General features: G+C 65.7%; 25 protein-coding genes. 8 read left to right on the top strand and 17 right to left on the bottom strand.

Going from position 1 to position 25365, the window contains the following annotated elements; genetic code table 11:
* Positions 1–82: 82 nt before the first annotated feature.
* The 5 genes from DNK59_RS14980 to DNK59_RS14960 form a co-directional block, all read right to left on the bottom strand.
* Complete coding sequence (locus DNK59_RS14980) at positions 83–1021, bottom strand: D-isomer specific 2-hydroxyacid dehydrogenase family protein (protein ID WP_092320284.1); 939 nt, start codon at positions 1019–1021, stop codon at positions 83–85.
* Positions 1018–2223 (bottom strand): acyl-CoA dehydrogenase family protein, encoded by a 1206-nt coding sequence (locus DNK59_RS14975; protein ID WP_110723686.1) that lies wholly within the window; start codon positions 2221–2223, stop codon positions 1018–1020. Before DNK59_RS14975 ends, DNK59_RS14980 begins: the two co-directional genes overlap by 4 nt.
* Positions 2220–2999: an ABC transporter ATP-binding protein gene (locus DNK59_RS14970; protein WP_092320282.1), complete on the bottom strand. Its 780-nt coding sequence runs from the start codon at positions 2997–2999 to the stop codon at positions 2220–2222. Before DNK59_RS14970 ends, DNK59_RS14975 begins: the two co-directional genes overlap by 4 nt.
* Before the next feature lie 2 nt (positions 3000–3001).
* The gene (locus tag DNK59_RS14965) at positions 3002–3823 is read right to left on the bottom strand and encodes an ABC transporter permease (RefSeq protein ID WP_110723685.1); all 822 of its coding nucleotides are present in this window, start codon (positions 3821–3823) and stop codon (positions 3002–3004) included.
* A gap of 244 nt (positions 3824–4067) precedes the next feature.
* Positions 4068–4955 carry a LysR family transcriptional regulator gene (locus tag DNK59_RS14960; RefSeq protein ID WP_110723684.1) on the bottom strand — a complete coding sequence of 296 codons (888 nt, stop codon included), beginning with the start codon at positions 4953–4955 and terminating at the stop codon, positions 4068–4070.
* Positions 4956–5061: 106 nt separating this feature from the next.
* Here DNK59_RS14960 and DNK59_RS14955 point away from each other — a divergent pair, with 106 nt between their 5' ends.
* The 7 genes from DNK59_RS14955 (at position 5062) to DNK59_RS14925 (ending at position 12818) form a co-directional block, all read left to right on the top strand.
* Positions 5062–5691 carry a cysteine dioxygenase gene (locus tag DNK59_RS14955; RefSeq protein WP_110723683.1) on the top strand — a complete coding sequence of 210 codons (630 nt, stop codon included), beginning with the start codon at positions 5062–5064 and terminating at the stop codon, positions 5689–5691.
* The gene (locus DNK59_RS14950; RefSeq protein WP_110723682.1) at positions 5688–7271 is read left to right on the top strand and encodes a rhodanese-related sulfurtransferase; all 1584 of its coding nucleotides are present in this window, start codon (positions 5688–5690) and stop codon (positions 7269–7271) included. The genes DNK59_RS14955 and DNK59_RS14950 overlap by 4 nt, the downstream gene beginning before the upstream one ends.
* A 224-nt stretch (positions 7272–7495) precedes the next feature.
* Positions 7496–8044, top strand: a complete 549-nt coding sequence (locus DNK59_RS14945; protein ID WP_092320277.1) for an RNA polymerase sigma factor — start codon at positions 7496–7498, stop codon at positions 8042–8044.
* Positions 8041–9003, top strand: coding sequence for a FecR domain-containing protein (locus DNK59_RS14940; RefSeq protein ID WP_110723681.1), 963 nt, complete (start codon positions 8041–8043; stop codon positions 9001–9003). Before DNK59_RS14945 ends, DNK59_RS14940 begins: the two co-directional genes overlap by 4 nt.
* Before the next feature lie 119 nt (positions 9004–9122).
* A complete protein-coding gene (locus DNK59_RS14935; protein WP_092320275.1) occupies positions 9123–11684 on the top strand; it encodes a TonB-dependent receptor in 2562 nt (853 codons plus the stop codon).
* Positions 11685–11896: 212 nt separating this feature from the next.
* Complete coding sequence (locus tag DNK59_RS14930) at positions 11897–12187, top strand: hypothetical protein (RefSeq protein WP_256596378.1); 291 nt, start codon at positions 11897–11899, stop codon at positions 12185–12187.
* Between the two features lie 10 nt (positions 12188–12197).
* A complete protein-coding gene (locus tag DNK59_RS14925; RefSeq protein ID WP_110723679.1) occupies positions 12198–12818 on the top strand; it encodes a hypothetical protein in 621 nt (206 codons plus the stop codon).
* Between the two features lie 3 nt (positions 12819–12821).
* Here the strand turns inward: DNK59_RS14925 and DNK59_RS14920 are convergent, their stop codons facing one another.
* The 8 genes from DNK59_RS14920 to DNK59_RS14885 form a co-directional block, all read right to left on the bottom strand.
* A complete protein-coding gene (locus tag DNK59_RS14920; protein WP_110723678.1) occupies positions 12822–14030 on the bottom strand; it encodes a PotD/PotF family extracellular solute-binding protein in 1209 nt (402 codons plus the stop codon).
* Complete coding sequence (locus tag DNK59_RS14915) at positions 14030–15037, bottom strand: GTP-binding protein (protein ID WP_110723677.1); 1008 nt, start codon at positions 15035–15037, stop codon at positions 14030–14032. The genes DNK59_RS14920 and DNK59_RS14915 overlap by 1 nt, the downstream gene beginning before the upstream one ends.
* Positions 15034–15333: a hypothetical protein gene (locus tag DNK59_RS14910; protein ID WP_110723676.1), complete on the bottom strand. Its 300-nt coding sequence runs from the start codon at positions 15331–15333 to the stop codon at positions 15034–15036. The genes DNK59_RS14915 and DNK59_RS14910 overlap by 4 nt, the downstream gene beginning before the upstream one ends.
* Before the next feature lie 13 nt (positions 15334–15346).
* The gene (locus DNK59_RS14905; protein ID WP_110723675.1) at positions 15347–16096 is read right to left on the bottom strand and encodes an SDR family NAD(P)-dependent oxidoreductase; all 750 of its coding nucleotides are present in this window, start codon (positions 16094–16096) and stop codon (positions 15347–15349) included.
* A 128-nt stretch (positions 16097–16224) separates the two neighbouring features.
* A complete protein-coding gene (locus DNK59_RS14900) occupies positions 16225–16986 on the bottom strand; it encodes an SDR family NAD(P)-dependent oxidoreductase (RefSeq protein ID WP_110723674.1) in 762 nt (253 codons plus the stop codon).
* 12 nt (positions 16987–16998) lie between these two features.
* The gene (locus DNK59_RS14895; protein WP_060837915.1) at positions 16999–18339 is read right to left on the bottom strand and encodes an MFS transporter; all 1341 of its coding nucleotides are present in this window, start codon (positions 18337–18339) and stop codon (positions 16999–17001) included.
* Between the two features lie 28 nt (positions 18340–18367).
* Entirely contained in the window at positions 18368–19249 is an 882-nt protein-coding gene (locus DNK59_RS14890; RefSeq protein WP_110723673.1) for a polysaccharide deacetylase, read from the bottom strand.
* Between the two features lie 47 nt (positions 19250–19296).
* Positions 19297–20655 carry an amidase gene (locus DNK59_RS14885; RefSeq protein WP_110723672.1) on the bottom strand — a complete coding sequence of 453 codons (1359 nt, stop codon included), beginning with the start codon at positions 20653–20655 and terminating at the stop codon, positions 19297–19299.
* Between the two features lie 365 nt (positions 20656–21020).
* Here DNK59_RS14885 and DNK59_RS14880 point away from each other — a divergent pair, with 365 nt between their 5' ends.
* Complete coding sequence (locus DNK59_RS14880; protein ID WP_110723671.1) at positions 21021–22022, top strand: GntR family transcriptional regulator; 1002 nt, start codon at positions 21021–21023, stop codon at positions 22020–22022.
* 133 nt (positions 22023–22155) lie between these two features.
* On the opposite strand, the gene DNK59_RS14875 is transcribed toward DNK59_RS14880, so the two are convergent.
* The 4 genes from DNK59_RS14875 to DNK59_RS14860 all read right to left on the bottom strand — a co-directional run bounded on the left by DNK59_RS14875 (position 22156) and on the right by DNK59_RS14860 (position 25258).
* On the bottom strand, positions 22156–22461 hold the full coding sequence (locus DNK59_RS14875) for a ribbon-helix-helix domain-containing protein (protein ID WP_110723670.1): 306 nt from the start codon (positions 22459–22461) through the stop codon (positions 22156–22158).
* Between the two features lie 14 nt (positions 22462–22475).
* Positions 22476–23057 carry a DJ-1/PfpI family protein gene (locus DNK59_RS14870; RefSeq protein WP_110723669.1) on the bottom strand — a complete coding sequence of 194 codons (582 nt, stop codon included), beginning with the start codon at positions 23055–23057 and terminating at the stop codon, positions 22476–22478.
* Between the two features lie 197 nt (positions 23058–23254).
* Complete coding sequence (locus DNK59_RS14865; protein ID WP_110723668.1) at positions 23255–24469, bottom strand: SAM-dependent methyltransferase; 1215 nt, start codon at positions 24467–24469, stop codon at positions 23255–23257.
* 171 nt (positions 24470–24640) lie between these two features.
* Positions 24641–25258, bottom strand: coding sequence for a TPM domain-containing protein (locus DNK59_RS14860; protein WP_092320268.1), 618 nt, complete (start codon positions 25256–25258; stop codon positions 24641–24643).
* Positions 25259–25365 lie beyond the last annotated feature (107 nt).

Below are 25365 nucleotides of genomic sequence, written 5' to 3'. Positions count from 1 at the left end.
TCTGCGCAAAGGCCCGCAGGGCCGTGCTTGGCGCCCTTGAACTCGCCACATCTCCTGCACCGGTCCATGCAGGCGGCGCAGATCAGTAGCCACGCTGGATCTCCACCGGATTCTCCAGGGGCAAGCCAGCGCCCCAGTGCTGCAAATTGCGCCCCAGCAAGCGGGCGATATTCAGGTAGACCCGCGGCGAATTGGCCGAGGTGTGGGGCGACAGGCGGATCCGCGGGTGGCTATAGAAAGGGTGGCCCGCAGGCAGCGGCTCGGGGTCGGCGACGTCCAGGCTGGCCAGGGCGATGTGCCCCGTGTCGAGTGCCTGCAACAACGCCGGCTGATCGATCAACGCCCCACGGGCGATATTGATCAGGTGCAGCCCCGGCCTGGCCGACGCCAACACATCGGCATCGATGATCCGCCGGGTCTGCTCGGTCAGGGGCACCGCCAGCAGCAGGTGATCGGCCCGGGCAAACAGCTGGTGCAGGTCGGCCACCGGTTCGACCCCAGGCACTTCAAAAGGCTGCGCCGAACGGCGCAGGGCCAGCACCTGCATGCCCAGGGCCTGGGCCTTGGGCGCCAGTTCCCGGGCGATGCTGCCAAAGCCGAACAGCCCCAGAGTGCTGCCGGCCACCGAGGCCAGCGGCCGTTGCTGCCAGTGTTCGGCGCGCTCGATCCACACCTTTGGCAATTGCTTGGCGGCGGCGAAGATCGCCGCCAGGGCAAACTCGGCAATGCTCTCGGCGGTGCTGCCCCGGGCGCTGGCCACCGGCAGGTCCTGGAACAGCCAACGGGGAAAGTAGTCCAGCCCCGAGGTCACCAGTTGCACGAAGCGCAAACCGAAGGGCCAGCCCGCGGGCGGCTCCGGCGCGTCGCGAAAGTCCGCATGGGGCGCGGCCAGCAGCACTTCGACATCAGCCGGCAAGTCCTGTGGCAGGCCCCGGGGCAGGCTCAGGACGTCGACACCCGGCAACCACTGGCGCAGTTGCTGGTTGAAGGCTTCATCCAACTGGCTGGCAATGCGCGTCACACCTGGGCTCCACGACTGGGCAAGGCAAAGGCGGCACGGCCCACGGCACCGAGGATCGCGTCGTTCTGCGGGGTGTGAATGCGGCTGCACAGCACATCGCGGTAGTGCCGCTCGATAGGGTTGCCCCGGGCCAGCCCGGGATTGCCGATGGCCTCGATGCCCAGCTCCACCGCGCTGATGGCGTTGCTGGTCACCAGGTACTTGATCTGGGTCGCCTCGCCCGGGGCGATCCGCCCTTCGGCGGCGGCATCCAGCAGCACCCGGTTGTTCAGCAGCAAGGCGTCGATACGCCCGATCAGCTCCTGGAAGCGCGGCAGGCTCGACAGCGGCGCGCCGAGGTTGGCCGGGGCGCGCTGGGCCAGCCAGCCCAGCAGCCAGTCACGGGCGGCGCGGGCGACGCCGTCATAGATCGCCGACAGCAGCACCGCCAGCCAGAGCACGCCCTTGCTGTCCAGCTCCGAGGGGCGCGGAACGTCGGCCGGCTGGATGTCCACCGCTTGTTCCTGGGGCACGAACACGTCGTCGAAGATCACGTCGTGGCTGCCGGTGGCGCGCATGCCCAGGTGGTCCCAGGTTTCCTCGACGCGGATGCCGGGACTGTCGCGGTGCACCAGCCAGGTGCCCACCTGCGGCTCGGCATCGTCGCTGCGGGCCCAGACCGCCAGCCAGGTCAGCCCGGGAATGCCGGTGGAGTAGATCTTGCGTCCGCTGAGCCGCCAGCCACCCTCGACCCGCCGCGCCAGGGTCGCCGGCAGGCCGCCCCGGGCCGGGGTGCCGAGGTCCGGCTCGACCCGCAGCGCATTGATCAGGGCGCCCTCTTGCACCGCCTCGTGCGCCACGCGCTGGCGCAGGTGCAGCGGCCAGGCGGTGTTCTGTTGCAGCCGTGTGTGCTGCAGGTACTGCATCACCAGCACCAGTGCGGTGGAAGGTTCGCCCTGGGCCACGGCGCCGATCACCCGCCGCGCCTGGGCCAGGGTCGCCTCGCTGCCGCCCAGGGCCCGGGGCACGGTCAGGGCCAACAGGCCATGCTGGTGCAGGCGCTGCAGGTTGGCGTGGGGAAACTCGCTGTGGCGATCGTAATGGGCCGCGGTGGCGGCGAACTCCTCGCGCAACTGCTGCAGCAGGTCGGCGAACTCGCTGGAGTCCGGATCGAGGACGCGACGGGACACGGACGAAGACGGTTGCACGCTGGAAAGGCTCATCGGCTGGCAGTCCTGCTCAGGGGGTGGGAGATGTCGACGGCCGGCTCGGCCTCGGTGTCCACACCCAGCAGCTGCAGCAACCGCGCACGCAGCGGCTGGAACCCCGGGCTGGACACCTGACGCGGACGCGGCAGGCGGATCGGCAGTTGTTCGGCGATTTGCCCGTTGGCCAGCACCAGCACCCGGTCGGCCAGCAGCAGCGCCTCGTCGACATCGTGGGTCACCAGCAGCACCGCCGGGGTGTGCACCCGCCACAGGCGGATGATCAATTGATGCATGCGGATCCGGGTCAGGGCGTCGAGGGCGGCGAAGGGTTCATCCAGCAGCAACAGCTGCGGTTCGCGCACCAGGGCCCGGGCCAGGGCCACGCGCTGGGCCTCCCCGCCGGACAGGGTGCCGGGCCAGGCGCCCAAGCGATGGGCCAGACCGACTTCGGCCAGCGCCGCTTCGGCCCGCTCACGGACCCCAGCCCCGCGCACGCCCAGGGCAACGTTGCGCCACACGCGCTTCCAAGGCATCAGCCGTGGTTCCTGGAACACCGCGGCCATGGCCGAAGGCACCCGCAACCGGCCCTCATCGATGGGTTCCAGCCCGGCCAGGGCCCGGAGCAAGGTGGTCTTGCCCGAACCGCTGCTGCCCAGCAGGGCGACGAACTCCCCCGGGGCGATGTTCAGGTCCAGGCTGTCGAGTACCGCCTGCCCGGCGAAACGTCGGGTTACCCCGCGGCATTCGACGGCGGCGCGCACTGGGCCCGGCTGGGGCAATGACACAGTCATGGTCAGTTCCTGATAAAGGTCGGGCGCCAGGCCAGGGCGCAACGTTCGAGGCCGCGCACCAACCCGTCGATACCCAGGCCGAGCACGCTGTAGACCAGGAGGCAGATGACGATCACGTCGGTGCGCATGAAGTCCCGGGCGTCGTTGACCAGGTAGCCGATGCCGGCGCTGGCGTTGATCTGCTCCACCACCACCAGCCCCAGCCAGCTGATGCCGAAGGCGTAGCGCAGGCCGACGAAGAACGCCGGCAAGGCCCCCGGCAGGATCACGTGGACGATCAGTTCCCAGCGCTTGAGGCCAAGCAGGGTCGCCGCCTCCAGCAACTTGGGATCCAGGCTGCGGATGCCGGAAAACAGCGTGAGGTAGATGGGAAAGGTGGTGCCCAGGGCGATCAGCGCGATCTTCGGCGTCTCGCCCACGCCGAACCAGAGAATGAACAGCGGCACGATGGCCAGGAACGGCAGGGTGCGCAGCATCTGCATCGGCGAGTCGATGGCGATCTCGCCGCGCCGCGACAGCCCAGCCAGCAGGGCCAGGAGCGTGCCCAGGCTGACGCCGATGGCCAGGCCGCTGAGGGCGCGCTTGAGGGACACCCACAGGTGCCCGGCCAATTCGCCGCTGCCGAGCATCTGCCCCAGGGTGCCGCCGATGGTGCTCGGCGCGGCAATGATCCGTGCCGGCAACAGACCGCTGCGCGACGCCAGTTCCCAGAGCAACAACAGCACCAGCGGGCTGATCAGGCGCAGCGACAGATTGCCCAGGAGCTTCACTCCGGGGCGCTCGGTCCAGCGGACAGACAAGGACAGCGGGGCTTGTGCAGGCATTTCAACATCCCTATTTCAGCGCGTTCGAGCCCCATGCTAACTACATAAAAAACGTCCGTGAAATTCGTTTTGGTTCTAACTTAATATACAAAAAATGCATTCATCAAATAGATATATATGCAAACAAAGGATAAACCCGTAGGAGCCTGCTTGCCGGCGAAAAGGCCGTAGAGCCTTGTGCCGCCCTTGCCGGCACCTTCGCTGACAAGCCAGCTCCTACCGCCGATTTGCGTCGCACCCGTGGCTAGCCGACGCGGGCGGCGACCATTTCGCCGAACAGACTCACCGGCTCCTGCAGGTTGCCGAGAAAGCGCGGGTGGATCAGCCACAGGTCGATCACCGGCTTGAAGTCGCTGACCGGGACGATCTCCAACTTGTCCCGGTGGCTGCTGTTTTCCAGCAGCGGCAGCGGCACCAGACCGTAGCCCAGGCCATTGGCGATCAGCCCCAGTTGCAGCTCGGTGCCGAAGGTTTCCAGGTTGATCTGCAAGGTCAGGCCCTGGGCGCTCAAGGCCCGTTGCAGGCCGGCGCGAAAACCACAACCGTCGGGGTTCAGCACCCAGCCGCGCTGGTAACAGTCGGCCAGCTTGCATGAGCGTTTGCGCACCTCGTCCTTGGCCGCCACCACCACCAGATTCATGCTGCCCAGGGAGCGCCCCACCACCCCTTCGGGGAACACCTTGCCGGCGGGAAACAGCGCGGCCACCACGTCCAGCTCACCGTTCTCGACCTTGCTCAGCAGATGGCTGCCCCAACCGGTGGCCACCGAGGTCTGCAACTGCGGATAGAGGTTCTTCAGCTGGCTCAGGGCATCCAGCAGCACCACATCGCCGATGGTCTGCGGCACGCCGATGCGCAGCGCGCCGCTGGGGGCGCCGTCATTGGCCACCAACTCGTTCAGGGCATCGATGCTGCGCAGCACTTCCAGGCACTGACCGTAAACCCGCAAGCCCATGCTGGTGGGCTTGAGCGGCTTGGTATTGCGGTCCAGCAACTCCACCCCCAGGGCTTCCTCGAAATTCTGCACCCGGCGGGTGATGGCCGGCTGGGTCAACTGCAGGGCATCGGCCGCCTGGCTGATGGTCTGGCAGCGGATCACCGCCACGAACGCGTTCAGATCATCTATCTTCATTCTTTTTTCGCATAATAAATGACTGGAAAAATGTTCGATAAGAATAATACCTTTTAGCTCGCCCGTGTAGTTCGCGTCATTTGCCTTGTATCCACGGAGGGAGCTCATGCCCCACAACGCCGCAACAGTCGCTATCGATACACCCAACTTCGCCCGCCTGCGGGACTTCATCGCCGCCCTGGCCGAGCTGCTGGACGGCCATCCCGATGAGGCCCGGGTACTGGAGCAAGGCGCCGACCTGCTGCGGCGCCTGGTGCGCCAGGACGACTGGCTGCCCGATGAATTCGCCCAGCCCGACCCGCAGCACTATCAGCAATTCTTGCTGCATGCCGACTCGCGCCAGCGCTTCTCCATCGTCAGCTTCGTCTGGGGTCCGGGGCAGCGCACGCCGATCCACGATCACCGGGTCTGGGGCCTGATCGGCATGCTTCGCGGCGCCGAAGACAGCCAGGGCTTCGAGCGCCTGGCCGACGGGCGCCTGCAACCGGCCGGCGCTGCGGTGCGCCTGGTGCCGGGCCAGGTGGAAGCGGTATCGCCACGCATTGGCGACATCCATCAGGTGAGCAATGCCTACGCCGATCGGGTGTCCATCAGCATCCATGTGTACGGCGCCAATATCGGTGCGGTACGCCGGGCCGTGTACAGCCCCGAAGGTCACGAGAAGCCCTTTGTCTCCGGTTATTCCAACCGCTTGCTGCCTAACCTCTGGGACTTGTCGAAGGAGCCCCCGCAATGACCGATTTCCCTACCCGCAGCCCGGCGCAGATCCGCCAGGCCCTGCTCGACCGCCAGGAACTGGCGCTGGTCGATGTCCGCGAAGAGGCCCCTTTCGCCGAAGCCCACCCGCTGTTCGCGGCCAATATCCCGTTGTCGAAACTGGAGCTGGAGGTCTATGCGCGCATCCCCCGGCGCGACACCCCGATCACCCTCTATGACCAGGGCGAAGGGCTGGCACAGCGCGCCGCGACCCGTCTGGTACAACTGGGCTACCGCGATGTCGCCCTGCTCGAAGGCGGCCTGGAGGGTTGGCGCGCCGCCGGTGGCGAGCTGTTCAAGGACGTCAACGTACCGAGCAAATCCTTTGGCGAGCTGGTGGAAGCCGAGCGCCATACCCCGTCCCTGGCCGCCGAGGAACTCCAGGCGCTGCTCGACCAGCAGGCTGACCTGGTGGTGCTCGATGCCCGGCGCTTCGACGAATACCAGACCATGAGCATTCCCGGCAGCACCAGCGTGCCCGGCGCCGAACTGGTGCTGCGGGTGCGCGAGCTGGCCCCCGATCCGCGGACACAGGTGGTGGTCAATTGCGCCGGACGCACCCGCAGCATCATCGGCACCCAGTCCCTGGTCAACGCCGGCATCCCCAACCCGGTGGCGGCCCTGCGCAACGGCACCATCGGCTGGACCCTGGCCGGACAGAAACTGGAACACGGGCAGAACCGGCGCTTTCGAGCCGTCGACGAGAAGCAGCGGGCCGAGGCGCAAACGGCGGCACGGGCGGTCGCGGACCGGGCCGATGTGGCGCGCATCGACCTGGCCCAGTGGCGGCGCTGGCAAGCCGATGCCCGGCGCACCAACTACCTGTTCGATGTGCGTACTCCGGAAGAATTCGCCGCCGGCCACCTGCCCGGCGCCCGTTCCACGCCCGGTGGGCAACTGGTGCAGGAAACCGATCACTTTGCCAGCGTGCGCGGCGCGCGCCTGGTGCTGGTGGACGACGACGGTGTGCGGGCCAACATGAGCGCCTCCTGGCTGGCCCAGATGGGCTGGCAAGTGGCGGTGCTCGACGGCCTGCGCGCCAGCGACTTCAGCGTGCGCGGGCCCTGGCAGGCGCCGCTGCCGGACACCACGCCGGCCGAAGAAATCAGCCCGCGGACCCTGGCCGCCTGGCTGGAGCAACCCGGCACCCTGGTGCTGGATGTCACCGCCAGCGCCAACTACGTGCAGCGTCACATCCCCGGGGCCTGGTGGGTGCTGCCCAGCCAGTTGCAGGAATCCCTGGCCCGGCTGCCCCAGCCCGAACGCTATGTCCTGACCTGCGGCAGCAGCCTGCTGGCGCGTTTCGTGGTGCCTCAGTTACAGGCCCTGACCCAGCGCCCGGTGTTCCTGCTCAGCGGCGGCACCACGGCCTGGATCGACGCTGGCCTGCCCGTCGAGGAAAGCCGCCAGCAACTGGCCTCGCCGCGGATCGACCGCTACCGCCGGCCCTATGAAGGCACCGACAATCCCCGGGAGGCCATGCAGGGCTATCTGGACTGGGAATTCGGCCTGGTGGAGCAACTGCGTCGCGACGGCACCCATGGTTTCTTCGTGATCTGAGCCTTTGCGGGGAGGCCTTCGCTGGCAAGCCAGCTCCTACAAAACCGGGTTGATCGCCGCCTCCGTAGGAGCCGGCTTGCCGGCGAATCGGCCAGCCAGCCAAGCAAAGCCCTCAGGCGCGCAGACGGCAGAGGCAGGCGGCCAATCGGCCCAAGTGACAAATAGCAATAATTATCGATATCATTTGCGACCTTGTGCTCAACGCGTCGTCAAGAAGGATATCCATGTCTCGCTCCAAGCCCGACTCTGCGCTGGCGGACTCTGTCCGCGGGTTCTATGCGGACATCCTGCATTTCCTGCGCAAACGCACGGATAACGCCAGCGACGCGGCGGACATGACCCAGGACGTGTTCACCCAATGGCTCGACTACCGGGACCGGGACCAGGTCGAACAGCCCCGGGCCTTCCTGTTCCAGATGGCACGCAACCTGCTCCGCGATCACTGGCGGCGTCAGCAGGTGCGCTCCAGGGTGCATCACCCGGTCTATCCCGAGCCAGGCCTGGACACTGAGCCCCTGGCCGACGAACGGCACGAACCACTGCCCGCCGCCCAGCGCCTGCAACGCCTGGAACAATTGAAAGAAGTCCTCGCCCAGCTCTCGCCGCGGCGCCGCGAAGCCCTTATGCTGCACCGCTTCGAGGGGCTGAGCCAGACGCAGATCGCCGAGCGCATGGGGATTTCCGTGAGCATGGTGGAAAAACACATCGCCTTTGCCCTGCTGCATTGCAAGCAACACCTACAACGAGAAAATGGCAAGGAGCAGCCTGAATGACCCGCTTTACCGGCCCCCAGGACGACCTCGACAGCGAGCAGATCGATGCCCAGGCCGCCAGTTGGTTCGCCCGTAACCGCAATGATCCGGACCGGGCCACGCGCAAGGCGTTCGACAGCTGGATCAGTGAGCCGGCCCATGCCCGGGCCTATGCCGAATTCGAGCAGTTGTGGGTCGACCTGGCACAGTTGCAGCAACTGAACCGCCCAATGCCGCTCCCCCGGCGCAAGACACCGCTGTGGCGGCCGGCCCTGGCAGTGGCGGCCGCGCTGCTGTGCGCGGTGCTGGCGCTCAACCTGGGGACACCCCAGGCGCCTTACCGGCAGCAGATCGCAGCCCAGGAACAGGGCGCGCGAACCTTCAAGCTGCCGGACGGCAGCACGCTCTACGTCAATGCCAATACTCGGGTGAAGGTGGATTTCAGCGGCCGGCAACGGGATATCTACCTGCAGCAGGGCCAGCTGTACCTGGAGGTTGCCGCCGATCGGGAGCGGCCGCTGTGGGTGCACAGCGGCGCGGCCAAGGTCAGGGTGGTGGGCACCGCGTTCGATGTGCGCCGCGGTCAGCGCCAACTGGTGGTCAGCGTGGCCCACGGCCAGGTGGCCTTCAGTCCGGATGGCCGGCCCGGCGATCTGACTCTGCTCGGCGCCCGCCAGCAAGCCACCTACGACCTGCAAAAAGGCACCTTGCGCCAACAGTCCCTGGACCGCGACGAGGTGGCCGACTGGCGCAGCGGGCGCCTGGCCTTTCGCAACCGCGACCTGGCCAGCCTGGTGGACGAGCTGAACCTCTATCGACAACAGCCGGTGCAACTGGCCGAGGGCGCCATCGGCGCCTACAAGGTGTCCGGCAACCTCGACGTCCACGACCCGGATGCCCTGGTCAAGGCCCTGCCCGCGCTGATTCCGGTGAAAACCCGGGTTCAGGCCAACGGTCAGCTGAAGATCGAAGCCCGCTGAGCGATACATGAGAATATTTTGCATTCGCATATGAGGTATTTTTTCACTACCGCGTCTTCCTCCTGTCTGCGCTCTGTACGCAGCGTCTTTCTGGCCTTTAAGCCGCACTGGGGGAAGTCATGTTTCGCGCGTTCTTGCCTGTTCCGTTAGTCCGTACCCGCCCAACCCTGCTCGCCGCCTGCCTGGCCTTCAGCCTGCAGGTCCAGGCCGGGCCGCTGCATTTCCAGTTGCCGGCGCAGCCCCTGGCCGCGTCCCTGAGCCAGGTCGCCCAGCAGGCGAAGATCCAGCTGCTGTTCGATGAGCAATTGCTGCGCAACGCCAAGGCACCGGCCCTGCAAGGGGATTTCAGCCCCGAAGAAGCAATCCGCAGCCTGCTCCAGGGTGGCCCGTTCAATCTGCTGAAGGTCGACAACACCTACGTCGTGCGCCCCGCCGAAACCAGCGTCGGCAGCGGCTCGGCCTTGCAACTGGGGGCCATGAGCGTGATCGGCACCGGCACCGAGGTCGACGCCGCCAGTGTCGGCCGGTCGACCCTGAACCAGGCGGAAATCGACCGCCACCAGTCCAACAACGTCGCCAGCCTGATCGACACCCTGCCCGGCGTCAGCCTCGGCGGCTCGCTGAAACCCGGTGGCCAGACCATCAACATCTGGGGCCTGGGGGACGCCGAGGACGTGCCGATCACCGTCGACGGCGCCACCAAGAGCGGCTTCGAGCGCTACCAGCAGGGGGTGATTTTCATCGAGCCGGAGCTGATCCGGCGGGTGGAAGTGGAAAAGGGCCCGCACTCGCCCAAGACCGGCAACGGCGGTTTCGGCGGCACCGTGCATACCGAAACCAAGGATGCCCCGGACCTGTTGCAGGACGGGCGCAACACCGGCGCCATGGTCAAGTACGGCTACAGCAGCAACGACCATCAACAGGCCTACACCTCGGCGGTGTATGGCCGATCCGACGATCATCGTTTCGACGCCCTGGCCTACTGGACCAAGCGCGACGGCGACGACATGAAGCTGGCCAGCTCCGTTCCCGACCCGCGCAATGAGTACCTGATCAACCCCAAGCGCCAGCCCAACACCGCCCAGGACCTGGAAGGCGAGCTGTTCAAGTTCAACATGCAACTGACCGATGAGCAGCGCCTGGGCCTGAGCTACATGCGCTCCGACAGCGACATCTGGGCGCCCTTCTCGGCCAAGAGCTACCCGGCGCCCCCCAGCAAGGCCAACATCGCCAAGTACGGCTATGAAGGTGCCACCAAGCGCTACCTGGCCCAGCGCAACACCATCGACACCACCTGGCTGACCAAGTACGAGTACCAGCCGCTGGACAACCCCTGGATCGACCTCAAGGTCCAGTACTCCAACTCCACGACCGATCAGACCGACGAGCGCGGCCCGACCGCCTTCTATCAACCGGTCACCGGCGGTCGCAAGATCACCGTGGGCTACGAGGACAGGATCCTCGAAGTGACCAACATCAGCCGCTTCAGCAGCGGTCCCCTGGACCATGCCTTGACCCTCGGCACGCAGATCCGCAAGCACACCCGCGAGGTCGACATGTGGATGCCGGGCAAGACCTATGAAGTGCCCAAGTACAACTATGGCCACTACCAGCCGGGCTTCATGCCCCATGGCAAGGTCGACAACAACGCCTTCTACATCCAGGACGCGGTGACCCTGGGGGACTTTACCCTGACCCCGTCGCTGCGCTATGACCATGTGCGCAACCGTGGCCAGGAAAACGACGCCCCGCTGTACAACAGCACCAGCCCCAAGGACGGCCATGACTACGGCGACAAGACCTACACCGGCTGGTCGCCACGGCTGTCGGCGTTCTGGAACCTCAATCCGAACCTGGCGCTGTTCGCCGACTACAGCAAGACCTGGCGCGCGCCGGTGATCGACGAACAGTACGAAGTACAGGCCCCCGGCAGCACACGCTCGGCCACCAGCCGCAACCTGGATCCGGAGCGCATCACCGCGTTGCGCGCGGGAACCCTCCACAACTTCTCCAAGGTGCTGGCCGACAACGACAACCTGCAGATCCGCACCACGGTGTTCCAGAACAAGATCAGCGACGAGATCCTCAAGGCCACCGGGATCGGCTGCGCGGAGCAATTGAGCACCGGCAAGAGCATCGCCCAGGTGTGCAAGGAGTCGCCGATGTCGGTGTATCGCAACATCGGCGACCTGACCATCAAGGGCTTCGAAGTCGAAAGCTACTACGACTCCAACTACCTGTTTGGCGCCCTGTCCTACTCGTGGATCACCGGCAAGCACCAGGGTGCCTACACCAACCCCTGGGGGCCGGACGTCTGGGCCCGGGACATTCCGCCGCGCAAATGGGTGGCGACCCTGGGGCTGAAGATTCCCCAGTGGGATGCCCAGGTCGGCTGGCAGGGCCAGTGGGTGCGCCAGACCGACCGCCTGCCCAGCGACAAATACCCCAGTGGCCCGGCCAGCAGCCTGGGTGACTCCTACTGGGACCAGTACGGCAATGATCGCTACAACGTGCAGGGCCTGTTCGCCAACTGGAAGCCCCAGCAGGCCTACCTCAAAGGCACCGAAGTCAACTTCACCCTGGATAACATGTTCAACCGCGACTACCGCCCGGCCCTCAGCGGCGACAACGCCTACAGTGTCGGACGCAATGCCAAGATCAGCGTGACCCGCTTCTTCTGACGGCACCTGGCTGCGGTGCATCGGACGCACCGCAGCAGGCCAGCCGTTGGCCATCACCGATGTATTGCAAGCCTTTAGCCAAACCCTCCTGCCCGCACCTGCCGGGCTAAGATCGACGCCCCCCCCTGAAAACCGCTGAAAGGCCTTTGGGCGCTTTCAGTCAACGCCTTATTGATTTTGTACGACGGCTATCGTACAAACGAGGAAGCATCATGGACAGAGGCTTCAGAAAGGTCAGGCGGGACCTGATCAATGCACTACAGGACGGCAACTATCTGCATGCCGCGCGCGGCTCGATCGAGGTCAAGAACCTGCTGGCCACCGGCGAGGTCTCGGCTGGCCACCTGATCGAAGTCATAGGCGCCTGCAAGGGCCAGGACCACAGTTGCAGCGCCCACCACAGCGTCCCGGGCATCGCGGTCCACGTGCTGAAAAAGGCCGGCTGGTACATCAAGTTCTACTTTATCGAGCCCGATGTGTGGTTCATCAGCGTTCACCGATGAGGGGCAACCCATGAAACTCTTTCTGCAAGGCGACCGGGGCAAGGCGCTCTGTGAGCATTGCCAACAGATCGTCGGCATCACCTACCTGCGGCGTGACGTCCCCTTCAGCGACGGCAACGGCCTGGCCCGGGACATCCTGGTGGGAGTCTGCGACCAATGCGCCACCACCGTGGCCATCCCGCCCCAGTCGACGCCCGCGATCAAGGAAACCCGCAAGCAGTCATTGACCTCCATCGAGGCACGGCTGCCGGCGGTCTACCTCGATGTGCTGGATGCGACGATGCACTGCGTGGCCCCGGATGCCGGAGTGCAACTGCGCAAACTGTTCTTCGGCTACTACTTCAGCGCCCCCCCGGCGTCTTCCCTGGAGCAGGTGCACGAGGGCTTCGCCGCGTACCTGGCCGAACAGGCCGAGGCCCGCCAGTTGCCTGCCGTGCAGGCGATGAAACGCCTGTCGTTGAAGGTCAACCACTATGTGGCCGAGGATCTTGCGCGCCTGCTGCAAGCCACCCGCATGACCCAGACCGAACTGCTCAAATCGCTGATCGCGCAGATGCGCCTGGATGTGCTCGAAGGCGGCAACCCGGCGGTGATCGCCGAGCTGCGCCAGCTGGCACGCCTGGGGCTCTAGCCCTCAGCCTTTGCCGCGGCCCGCCGCACGGCCCGCCCGCAGGAAGTCGCCCCAACGGCGCACCAGGTAGTTGTGCTCGTCCATCACCGAGTTCCACACGGCGATGTGCCCCATGCGCTGCGGGTAGGAACCGCCGTCGCGAGTCTCGCCGATATCGATCAGCGGCGCGCCATCACTGCCCGGCAACTCTTCCCGGGCTGGCTTGCCGGCGTACCAGTAATCCCATTCGGCGCTGCTCAGGTGATCGCGGGTACGCGCCGGGTTGCCGATGTAGTAGCCCTGGCGCGCCATCACTGCTCCGGGCCAGCCCGACAGCCACCAATTGAGATAGGCGTAGGCCGCGTCCAGCACCGCACCCTGGGCATGGCGCGACAACGACAGGCCGCCGAACCAGGCGCGGTAGCCCTCGCGCGGCACCGCCAGACGGTATTTGACCCCGGCGCGGTGCAAGCGCATCAGGGTCGGCGACCACAGGCTCTGGATATCGATGCGCGGGCTGAGCATCAGTTGCGCAGCTTCTTCGTCATCCGACCAGAACGCCGCGAAATGCCCTTCGCGCTGCTTGCGCACCAGGATCTGCGCCAGCCGGTCGATCTCCTCGATGCTCAGGTTGCCGATGTCCTTGAACGACTCCAGGCCACAGCCCTGCACCGCCAGGGCTGCGTCCAGAGCGCCGATCGCGGCGTCACTCTGCAAGGCGATGCGCCCGCTCCAGGCCGGTTCCAGCAACCAGCCCCAGCTCTCGTTGGCGCTGGAAAACCCCGCCGGCAGGCGCTCCGGTCGATAGGCGAAACTGTCGGCGTTGTGGGTCAGCGGCAGCATGCTGATGCGCTCGCTGACCGTGCTGCCCAGGCTGCCGTCGTGCTGCACATAGAGCCGTTCGCTGGGCACGCTGCCACTGCCCAGGCGATCGCTGGGCGACAAACGTCCGCGCTTGGGCAGGTCGTTGATCTCGTGCCACAGGGCAATGCGCCGGGTATCGATGGGCTGAATCGCCTGGGCCGGCCAGACGAAATCGACGTTGTGAAACCACTGGTCATAGAGGTCGTAGCTGTCCGGCTGCATCACCGCGATGCGCTGGGCCTGTTCCACATCGTGCACCTGATACACCAGGCGAATGCCCAGGTCCTGCTCGGCGCGCCGCCGCAGGGATTCGAGCAGGGTCACCGAGGTGCCCAGTACCCGCAGGGTGACCGGTTGCGTCGCCGCCATCAGGCACTCTCCCCGGCGAGCGGAGCGAAACTGCGGGCAAACACCTCGAAAGAACGACGCAGTTGCTCAGGCTCCAGCCCGCGCAGGATAAACACCAGCCGCGAGCGATGATCGGCACTGGGCCAGCGCGGCAGATGCACGGGAGCGTGCAGGCAATGCTGCACGCCATGAATGACGATGGGGGCCTGGCTGGCGTTGATGTTGAGCAATCCTTTCACCCGCAGAATTCGTTCGCCGTGGCATCTTAGCAGCATCGACAACCAGACCCCGAAGCCCACCCAATCCAGCGCTTGCTCGAACTCCAGGCTGCACACTCGCGCCGCGCCATGCTGTGGCGCAGCCGCTTTGAGTGGCCGCTGCAACTGCCAGCGCGCCACTTCCCGCTCGGCCGTCGCACCGCGCAGGCCTTCACCGAGCAACAGCTGGTCACCGCCCTGGATCTGCTGGGTCAACAACAGCGGCGCCCCGGGATTGAGCCGCTGCAAATGCTCGCGCAACACCGCCTGGGTCGTCTCGTCGACACAATCGGTCTTGCTCAGCAGCAAGCGATCCGCGGCCGCCACCTGGGCCAGCCACTCCGGGTGCAGGCGCTCCTGCAACGCCGCGTGGCTGGCATCCACCAGGGTCACCAGCAGGCCGATGTGCACCCGCCCGCGCAATTGCGGATCGTTGTTCACCGTGGCCAGGATCGGTGCCGGGTCGGCCAGCCCGGTGGTTTCCAGCAGCACCCGGCGAAAGGCCAGGACCTCGCCCCGGCTGCGCCGCGCCAGGAGCGCCAGCAGCGCCTCTTTCAACTCGCCGCGAACCGAACAGCAGACACAACCGCTGGGCAGCAGCACGGTGTCCGGCGCCACCTCCTGCACCAGCAAATGATCGATGCCGATATCGCCGAACTCGTTGATCAGCAACGCCGTGTCGCCCAGGCTCTGGTCCTGCAACAGGCGGTTGAGCAAGGTGGTCTTGCCACTGCCGAGAAACCCGGTGATGACGTTCAGCGGCATGCTCATGGCTGTTGCTCCAGGTGTTTGAGAAGCACGGGGTCGAGAGGATCGAGGGGCCGGCCGAGCAAGGATTCGGCCAGGCTCCACAGCTGCTCCAGGCCGCTGGCCAGCTCCTGGCGGCCAGTGGCGCCGAGCAGCAAGTAGGCCGAGCCCTGGAAGTCTTCGACCTTGAGCCGCAACGGCGCCAGTACCCGATTGATCGCGGCGATTCTGCGCAAGCGTTCGCGACGCCGGGGCAGTTGATCCCCCAGCGGATCGCTCCAGTGCACGTCTTCGCCCAGCAGCCCGCATAAGCCGCACATGCTCAGTCCTCCTTCATGGCATGACATCCCCGGAGTTCGGGCCCAGGGTCTGGCCGACGAACAGGTTGCCCCCCGGCTCGCTGGCCAGCAGCACCGCGGTGGGCGCCACCTCATCGGCGAGGCCGAAACGCCCGAGGGGCAATTCGGCGGCCTTGGCGGTTTTCCAGGCACTGCTGATGCCGGCCACCAGCGGCGTCTCGATCGGCCCCGGGGCAATGGCGTTGACCAGTACGTTGTTCTTAGCCACTTCCAGGGCCAGGGACTTGGTGAAACCGATGACCCCGGCCTTGGCCGCGGCGTAGTGGGTCAGCTCGGCGCCGCCCTTGATCCCCAGTTGCGAGGCGACGTTGATGATCCGCCCCCAACGCTGCGCCAGCATGTGGGGCAGGGCCCGCTGGCTGGCGACGAAAACGCTGGTCAGATCGACCCGCAACATGTCGTTCCACATCTCGATGGAGAGGTCGACGCAACGGGCCTGGGTCAGCATGCCGGCGTTGTTCACCAGGATATCGATGCCGCCGAAATGCTCGACGCAGGCATCGACCCCGGCCTGGGCGCCTTCGACGCTGCCGACATCGGCCAGGCATTCGACGACTTCGGCACCCAGTTCGCGGCAGGCTTGGGCGCTCTCGGCCAGGCGCGCGGGGTCGCGGTCGGCCAGCAGCAGGCGAGCGCCAGCGACGGCATAGGCCCGAGCGATAGCGGCGCCGATGGCGCTGCCGGCACCCGTGGTCCCGGCGCGGCGGTTGTGCAGGTGTTGCATGTGCAGCACTCCTGAAAAAGCTCAGCCCCTGGACGCCCCCGAAGGGGCGCGGCTGATTTGCGGACGTTAAAGGTTTGGCGGTAGAGCGATGAGCAGCCTCGGCGGCAGCTACAGGTCGCAACCGCAGCTCAGTCCGGCCAGCGCACCGTCAGGCCGCCATCGATGACGATGCTCTGCCCGGTCAGGTAGCTGGATTCGTCGCTGGTGAGAAAGCGCACCAGCGACGCCACTTCATCGGCCCGCCCGACCCGGCCCAGGGGAATCGCCCGGGCCGCCTTGGCCAGGCCTTCCGGGCCCAGGGAGTTCTGGCTGTCCAGCGACTGCGGGGTCTCGATCAACCCCGGGATCACCGCGTTGCAGCGAATGCCCCGGGCCGCCAGTTCCACCGCCAGCGAGCGGCACAGCCCCGGCACCCCGGCCTTGGCCGCGGCGTAGTGGGCGTGCTCCTGCCAGCCATAGACGCCGCCGGCAATCGAGGAAATCGCCACCAGGGCACCGCCCTCCTCCATGTGTTTGACCGCCGCGCGGAAGGTGCGCATGACCCCGGTCAGGTCGACATCGAGCATGGCGTTCCAGGCTTGGTCGGTCATCTCCAGCAACGGCGCACGGCGCAGCAGGCCGGCATTGGCCACGGCGTAATCGAGGCGGCCAAAGTGCGCCACGGCCTGCTCGGCCAGGGCGTCCACCGAGGCGCTGTCGGTCACGTCCAGGGACAGCATCAGGCAGTGCCCGCCTGCCTCGGCCACGAGCTCGCGGGTGGCTTGCGGGTCATGGGGGTCGGCGGGGAAATAACCGCCCACCACCGCCACACCGGCTCGCGCATAGGCCACGGCCAGGGCCTGACCGATGCCGCTGGCGGCACCGGTGATCAAGGCGACTTTTTGAGTCATGGATCACTTTCCTTATTGAACGGTTTCAGGACGCACATGGCGCGCGGCGAACATCAGCGCACCGGAGAGAAAGCAAGGCAGCGCGCCGAAATACAGGGCCGAGGTCTGCCAGTCGCCACCGGCGGACAGCACCTGGGTGGCGCCGAAACCCGCCACCACCGCGCCAATCGGCCCCATGGCATGGATGATCGCGCCGCCGGTGGCGCGGATGCTGGTGGGAAAACTCTCACTGATGAAAAACAGCGCCGCCGAATACGGGCCGATCAGGAAGAACAGGCCCAGGCTGTAGAGGCCCACCACCATCGGCAGGTTGCTCGGGCCGTAGAGCATGCCGGCGAACGACAGGCCGCCGAGCATCCAGCCCAGGCCGATGACATTGCGCCGGCCGATCTTGTCGCCCATCCAGCCGTGGCTCAGGTAGCCGCAATAGCCCACCAGGTTGGACAGCACCAGGATGATCAGCGAGTTCTCGAAGGAGATGTGGTGCACGCTGACGATCACCGATGTGCCCAGCACACTGAACACCTGGATCGCCGCCCAGTTGAGCAGGATCGCCGCGCCGATCACCAGGGTCGCGCGTCGCGCCGGGCCACGAAAGGCCGCGGCCAGGCCGGCCTTGCTGTGCTCGTCGTAGTCCACGCCGTAAGTCAGCGCCACCGCCTGGGCCTCGCTGACCGAACCGCTTTTGCGCAGTTGGCTGATGCGCTGATGGATCTGGAACTGCGGGCTCTCCTTGAGCTTGCGCGCCATCACCGCGATGACGATGGCCGGGATTGCGGCAAAGATGAAACAACCCTGCCAGCCGATGATCGGCAGCAGCACCGCGGTCAGCCCGGCGGCGATCAGCGCCCCCACCGGCCAGCCGCCCTGTACCAGGCTGTAGATAAAGCCCCGGCGCTTGGCCAGCTTCGGATCATCGGAGGCCGCGTACAGCTCGCTAAGGTAGGTGGCGTTCACCGTTTCCTCGGCGTAACCCAGGCCGCCCAGGGAGCGGATCAGAATCAGCGGCGACTTGCCCCAGGCGCCGCCGATAGCGGTCAGCGCCGAGCAGATGGCCGAGCCGCTGACGGTGAAAATGATGCCCATGCGCCGCCCCAGCTTGTCCACCAGCGGCCCGATGGCAAGGGCCACCACCGCGGTGCCCACCGCCACCCAGGTGGCGATCTCGGCCTGCTCGACCTCGCCCCAGCCGAAGTGCCGGCCGATCTCCGGCAGCAGGGTGCCAAACAGAATGAAGTCATACACCGCGAAGACCCAGGCGAAGAAGGCGATCCAGGTGGCGAAGCGCACCTGGTCCGGGGTCAGTTGCTGGGGTTTCCAGCCAGTCAGGTCGAGCTTGTTATAGATAGACATCAATTACGCCTCGATGAAGTGGCCGGGATCAGCGGTTGCGCGGGTGGCGGCGGATAAAGTCGTCGGCGATCTCGTCGAAGGTGACGAAACGCACGCCGGCATGGCTCTGGATGTGTTCGATCAGGCGTTCGAGCATCAACAGCACTTGCGGGCGGCCGGAGACATCGGGGTGGATGGTCATGGTGAACACCGCGTGTTCGTGCTCGCGGTAGACCCAGTCGAACTGGTCGCGCCACATTTCTTCCAGGTGCCGCGGGTTGACGAAGCCGTGGCTGTTGGGCGCTTTCTTGATGAACATCATTGGCGGCAGGTCGTCCAGGTACCAGTTGGCCGGGATCTCCACCAGGTCGGTTTCCTGGCCGCGCACCAGAGGTTTCATCCAGGTGTCGGGGTGCTGGCTGTAGTCGATCTTGGTCCAGCTGTCGCCGACCCGCACGTAGTAGGGATGAAAGTCGTTGTGCATCAGGCTGTGGTCGTACTTGATGCCTTTTTTCAGCAGCAGCTCGTTGGTTACCTTGCTGAATTCCCACCAGGGCGCGACGTAGCCGGTGGGGCGCTTGCCGGTGACCTGGGTGATCAGCTCGATGGATTTGTCGAGGACGATCTCTTCCTGCTCCGGGGTCATGGCGATGGGGTTTTCGTGGCTGTAGCCGTGCACGCCGATCTCGTGGCCGGCGTCGGCCACGGCCTTCATCTGCTCGGGAAAGGTTTCCATGGAGTGCCCGGGGATGAACCATGTCGTGCGCAGGCCATAGCGCTCGAACAGCTTGAGCAGGCGCGGCGCGCCGACTTCCCCGGCGAACAGCCCACGGGAGATGTCGTCCGGCGAATCCTCGCCGCCGTAAGAGCCGAGCCAGCCGGCCACCGCGTCCACATCGACACCAAATGCACAGAGAATTTCTTTAGCCATGAGCGGCCTCCAGTGATTGCTTGTTGTTGGAAAAAAGTCGTCGGGGCTTAGCGCGGCAACAGCGCCTCCAGCGCCAGGGCCGCGTTCAGCAACTGCCGGTCATGGCCCTGGGGCAGGCTCAGCAACAGCCCGGTGGGCAGGCCCTGGGCATCACGGCCGCTGGGCAGGGCCACCCCGGGCATATCGAGAAAACTGCCGGGCATGGTCAGGCGCAGGGTAGCCAGGTTGGTCCGGGCAAACAGCTCGTCGTCCTGCTCCAGGGGCGCCAGGGGCGGCGCCACATGGGCCACGGTGGGGGTGATCAGCACGGCGCCGTCCAGTTCGTCGTGCATTTGCTGCTGCAACTGGCGCCGCGCCTGGTAAAGCCGCAGCAGTTGGCTGGCCGGCATCTGCCGGGCGCTTTCCAGGCGCCGGCGTACCCGTGGATCGAGCTGTTCGGCGTACTCGCTGTCGAGCAACGGCTGGTGCAGGGCGAAGGCCTCGGCGGCGCCCAGCCAGCCGTGCTCCTGAATCAGTTGCAGGGTGGCTTGCAGGCTGTGCAGCGGCCGTTGCTCCACCAGCGCCCCGGCCTGTTGCAGGCTTTCGATGACCACCCGCAGATTGGCCCGCACCGCGGCCTGGGTACGACTGTCGTCAAGCACTTGCGAATCGACCCAGAAGCGTTGCCCGGCCAGGCTGCGGGGCGCCGGCAATTGCCGGGGATCGCCACCGCGCAACAAGCCGTCGATCAGCCAAGCATCACGCACGCTGCGGGTCAGCGGCCCGAGGCTGTCGAGGCTTTCGGCCAGGGGAAATACCCCCTCGCGGTCATAGCGGCGGGAGGTCGCGCGGTAGCCCACCAGGCCATTGAAGGCCGCGGGAATGCGGATCGAACCGGCAGTGTCGGTGCCCATGGCGATCGGCACGATAGCCGCGGCCACCGCCACCGCGGAGCCTGCCGAGGAGCCACCGGGAATCCGAGGCTGGGCATCGCTGTGGGGGTTGATCGGGGTGCCGAAGTGCGGGTTCAGGCCGAGCCCGGAATAGGCGAATTCGCTGAGGTTGGTCTTGCCCAGGCTGACCAGCCCGGCGCGGCACAACTGCCGCACGCTGGGCGCATCGATGCTGGCCGGCGGTGCCTCGCGACGCACCTGAGCGGCGGCGGAGGTGATGCTGCCGGCGAGGTCGAACAGGTCCTTCCAGGCCAGGGGCACGCCATCGAGCAGGCTCAGCGGCTGGCCATCGCGCCAACGGGCGGCAGCCGCCTCGGCCTCGCGCCGGGCCCGGGCCGGACACAGGGAAATGAACACATGGGGCGTCGCCTCGGCCAACGCCAGGGCCTGCTCCAGAACCTGGACCGGATCGGTGCGGCCCTGGGCAAAGGCTCGGGCCATGGCCGTGGCATCGTTCAACGAATCAGCGTGCATGGTTCACTCCGCAAATCTAAAAATGTACTAATTTTTAAAATATACATTTTATCCAGAGCAGATTCCGTGCCAGCTCAGGAGCACGCGCACCGCTCCAGCGACTCTGAAAACTCGCAAACCCCTCTGCAATATCGAGCCAGAGTGGGTTGCTGACACAGACCACGAGGCGACCGACGGAGAAAATCCTCGCGCCTGGTTCCATCAATGAAATAATGTATCTTTTATTAAAAAGTACATTTTGGTGCAGAAAGGTAACAACTCAGCCCTGACGGCCCCAGGACGGGGCAGCCAAACGTGGCACTCAGTGACACTCGGCAACTGTGAGAGAATCCCCGGCCATCGCCGCCCAGCCCCTAGAGGAACCGATGAAAGCAGTGTCAGCAGAGGACCCGCGCACCGCATCGCGCTACGCCATGATCCGTCAGGTATTGCGCGACGCCATCCTCCAGGGCACCGCCCTGCAGGGCCTGGTGTTGCTGGAAGCGCCGCTGGCGGAACTGTTCGGCACCAGCCGGGTGCCGGTGCGCAAGGCCCTCGACCTACTGCATGGCGAAGGCTTGATCAGCCGTTTTGACGGTCGCGGCTACCTGATCAACCCCCAGGGTCTGGAAATCGAACCGCTGCGCCTGCCCCTCAGCCATGCCCACCTGGGACTGGCCAGCGACGAAGAACTGGTGGACACCCGGCCCCTGGGGGAACGGATCTACGAAGAACTGGGCAGCGCCCTCTCCACCTGCATCGCCTTCGGCCACTTCCGCCTCGACGAACAGGCCGCCGCCGAGCACTACGGCGTCAGCCGCGCGGTGGTCCGCGAAGCGCTGATGCGCCTGCGCGACCGCGGCCTGGTGGAAAAGGAGCCCTACTCCCAATGGCTGGCCGGGCCGCTGACCGCCCGCGAAGTCACCGAAGACTACGAACTGCGCGCCTGCCTGGAACCCGAAGCCCTGCGCCAGAGCGCGCAGGGCCTGGGCCGTGAATGGCTGGAACAGATGCTGGAACGGGTAACCCAGGCACAACAGGCCGAGCATTGCGACCTGCAGGTGCTGGAGCGCCTGGAAGAAGACCTGCACCAGCACTGCCTGAGCGGCTTGCACAACCGCAAGATGGCGGCGCTGATCCGCCAGGCCCAGAGCCCGATGATCATCAACCGGATCTTCTACCGTCTGCTGGGCATCGGCGCCGACCCGGCGATGCTTGCCGAACACCGACTGATCCTCGAACTGTTGCTGCACGGCGCCTTCGACGCCGCCGCCCTGAACCTTCGCGAACACCTGCAACGCGCCGGCCAGCGCATGCTGCAACGCCTCAAGGTGCTCTCGGTGCTCCCGGAACCGGAACTCCCGGGCTTCCTCAGCAAAATCAGCTGAGCCCTGTAGCCGCTGCTGAGCCTGCGAGGCTGCGCAAAGGTCCGCAGGACCTTGCTTGGCGATCGCCCGCCAAACCTCCGGCGGCCTTCGGACCCCCGCGTCCCTGCGGGCCGTTCGCAGCCTGCGGCAGCGGCTACAGTGCGTTGCGCCGCACCAGGCTGAGGTCGGCGGTGACGGCCCGTCGCTGGCTCAGGTAGCGGGTGCAACTGACCCGCAGGAAGGAAGCGAAGTTCACCACTTCGCCGCGGTAGTCCATGACCTCTTCATACAGCTTGGCGATCAGCTGGTTGGTGGTCATGCCGTCGGCTTCGGCGATCTCGCTGAGGATGTCCCAGAACTGGTTTTCCAGGCGCAAGGTGGTGACCACGCCACAGATGCGCAGCGAACGAGAGCGGGACTCGTAGAGAATCGGGTCGGCCTTGACGTACAGCTCGCACATGACGTGGTCCTCGCTTACAGGGTGATCTGGGTGCCCAGCAGGCCCAGGAAACCGGCCAGCCAGCTAGGGTGCGCCGGCCAGGCCGGAGCAGTGGCCAGGTTGCCCTGGACGTGGCCCTGCGTCACCGGGATATCGATGTAGGTGCCGCCGGCGAGCCGCACTTCCGGGGCACAGGCCGGGTAGGCGCTGCATTCGCGGCCTTCGAGGATGCCCGCCGCCGCCAGCAGTTGCGCGCCGTGGCACACCGCGGCAATCGGCTTGCCGGCCTGGTCGAATTCCTTGACCAGTTGCAGCACCTTGGCGTTCAGCCGCAGGTATTCCGGAGCACGTCCGCCGGGGATCAGCAGCGCGTCGTAATCAGCGGAGCTGACCTGGGCGAAGTCGAAGTTGAGGGCAAACAGGTGCCCTGGTTTCTCGCTGTAGGTCTGGTCACCCTCGAAGTCATGGATCGCCGTGCGCACGGTCTGCCCGGCACTCTTGTCGGGGCACACCGCGTGCACCTGGTGACCGACCATCAGCAGGGCCTGGAACGGCACCATCACTTCGTAGTCTTCGACGTAATCGCCAACCAGCATGAGGATCTTTTTCGCGGCCATGGAGTGGACTCCTTTCAGGGAAATACAGGGGCAGAAGGACTATTCAAGGTAGCCCCATTCCACCGGGCCGGGTAATAGCCAGGTACTACAGCGGCAAGCTGCAAGTGGATAGCTGCAAGTGGCTGGCTGCAGGTTTCTCGCTTGCGGCTGGCGGCTGGCCGCTTGTCGCTTGTCGCTTGTCGCTTGTCGCTTGTCGCTTACAACGGCTGGTCTGCCTTGAGCAGGGTTTCCAGGCAGTGCTCGCTGATCTGGTAGAAGGCCTTGAGCTCTTCGATCCTGGCCAGCAATAGCGTCGGATCAACCGGCTCGTCGCGCTTGACCGCCAGGATCATCTTGTTCTTGTTGGTGTGCTCCAGGGAGATGAATTCGAAGACCTTGGTTTCATAGCCACAGGCTTCGAGGAACAGCGCTCGCAGGCTGTCGGTGACCATTTCTGCCTGCTGCCCCAGGTGCAGGCCGTACTGCAGCATCGGCTTGAGCAGCGCCGGGCTCTGGATCTGCTGGCGGATCTGCTTGTGGCAGCACGGCGAGCACATGATGATCGCCGCGCCGGAGCGGATGCCGGTGTGGATCGCGTAGTCGGTGGCGATGTCGCAGGCATGCAGCGCGATCATCACATCCAGCTGGCTGGGGGCCACGCTGCGCACATCACCGCACTTGAACACCAGGCCCGGGTGTTCCAGGCGCTGCGCGGCGGCGTTGCACAGGCTCACCATGTCCTCGCGCAATTCGACGCCGGTGACTTCGCCCTCGGCCTTGAGGGTGTTGCGCAGGTAGTCGTGGATGGCGAAGGTCAGGTAGCCCTTGCCGGAACCGAAGTCCGCCACCCGTACCGGCTGGTCGAGCTTGATTGGCGAACTGCTCAGGGCATGGCTGAAGACTTCGATGAACTTGTTGATTTGCTTCCATTTGCGCGACATCGCCGGAATCAGCTCGTGCTGCTTGTTGGTCACCCCCAGGTCGGCAAGAAACGGCCGGCTGAGATCGAGGAAGCGGTTCTTCTCCCGGTTGTGCTCGGCCGATGGCACATCGCGCTGGGTTTGCGACTTGCCCTTGAACAGTGAGCTCTTGCCCTTCTTGCTGTATTCGAGCTGCACTTCATCGGTCAGGGTCAGCAAGTGGGCGTTCTTGAACGAGGCCGGCAGCAAGCCGGCAATGTTCGCCATGCCCTCGGCCAGAGAGAAGTTCTTGGTGATGTCGCGGGTCTTGTAGCGATAGACGAAGGACAGGCACGGCTGCTCCTTGACCGTCAGCTGCTTGATGATCAGGCGCTGCAGCTCTGCCTCCGGGCCCACGTGCTTGGCCAGTACCAGCTTGATAAAGGCGTTCTGCGCGAGGCTGGTGTCGAGCAATTGCAGGAACTGGGCGTGATGATCCGGCGTGGGGCGGGCGGAAGATGCGGTAACGGACATGGGGGGCAGGTGCCTCGGGCGATGCGGGGTGTGAATCAGGGAGTGGCGGGTATTTTAGGGAGCAAGCTCCGTCGGGGCACGAAGTTATTCACCCGACGGTAAAAAAACGTCGCTCGAGGGCGGTACAAGGCTCAAGGGCCTGTTCGCCGGCAAGCCGGCTCCTACGGCGGCTCAGTTGAGCACCACCAGGCGGTTGGGCAATTCGTTGCGCACCTGGGTCAGGGGCACATGGGCCTTGAGCAGTTCGCCGCTGGCTTCAATGCAGTCGAGGAAGCCCTGCAGGGTCTGGCCCTGCCGGACTTGCCGGGTAAAGTTGCGCACGATGCCGCTCCACTGTTTGTTATCCAGGCGCTTGGAAATGCCCTCGTCCACGAGGATTTCCACGTAGCGCTCAGCCTCGCTGACAAAGATCAGCACCCCGGTGCCGCCCACGGTGTGGTGCAGGTTCTGTTCGAGGAACTGGCGCCGGGCCAAGTTGGAGGCCCGCCAGTGGCGTACCGAGCGCGGGATCAGTCGGGTAGTGATCCGCGGCAGGCGAAACACCAGGCACAGCACGATAAAGGTTGTCCATTGCGCCAGCAGCAACAGGTGCATGTTCAGCCAGCCGGTGGCGTAGTGCACCAGCCCCGGCACCACCAGCGCCAGCAGGCTGGCCCAGAGCAGCGGGATGTAGGCGTAGTCGTCGGCCCGGGCGGCCAGCACTGTCACCAGTTCGGCGTCGGTCTGCTGCTCCACCCGGGCAATGGCTTCGGCCACTTGCCGTTGTTCGTATTCACTGAGTAATGCCATGTCGTAGGATTTCCGCTTTTTATTTTGAGTTACCAGCCGCCGGAGGAACCGCCGCCGCCAAAGCTGCCGCCGCCACCGCTGAAGCCACCGCCGCCGGACCCGCCACC

Origin of the sequence: Pseudomonas sp. TKO26 (assembly GCF_003225665.1) — a bacterium.
GTDB classification, from domain to species: domain Bacteria; phylum Pseudomonadota; class Gammaproteobacteria; order Pseudomonadales; family Pseudomonadaceae; genus Aquipseudomonas; species Aquipseudomonas saponiphila.
This window is presented reverse-complemented; position numbering and strand designations above follow the sequence as displayed.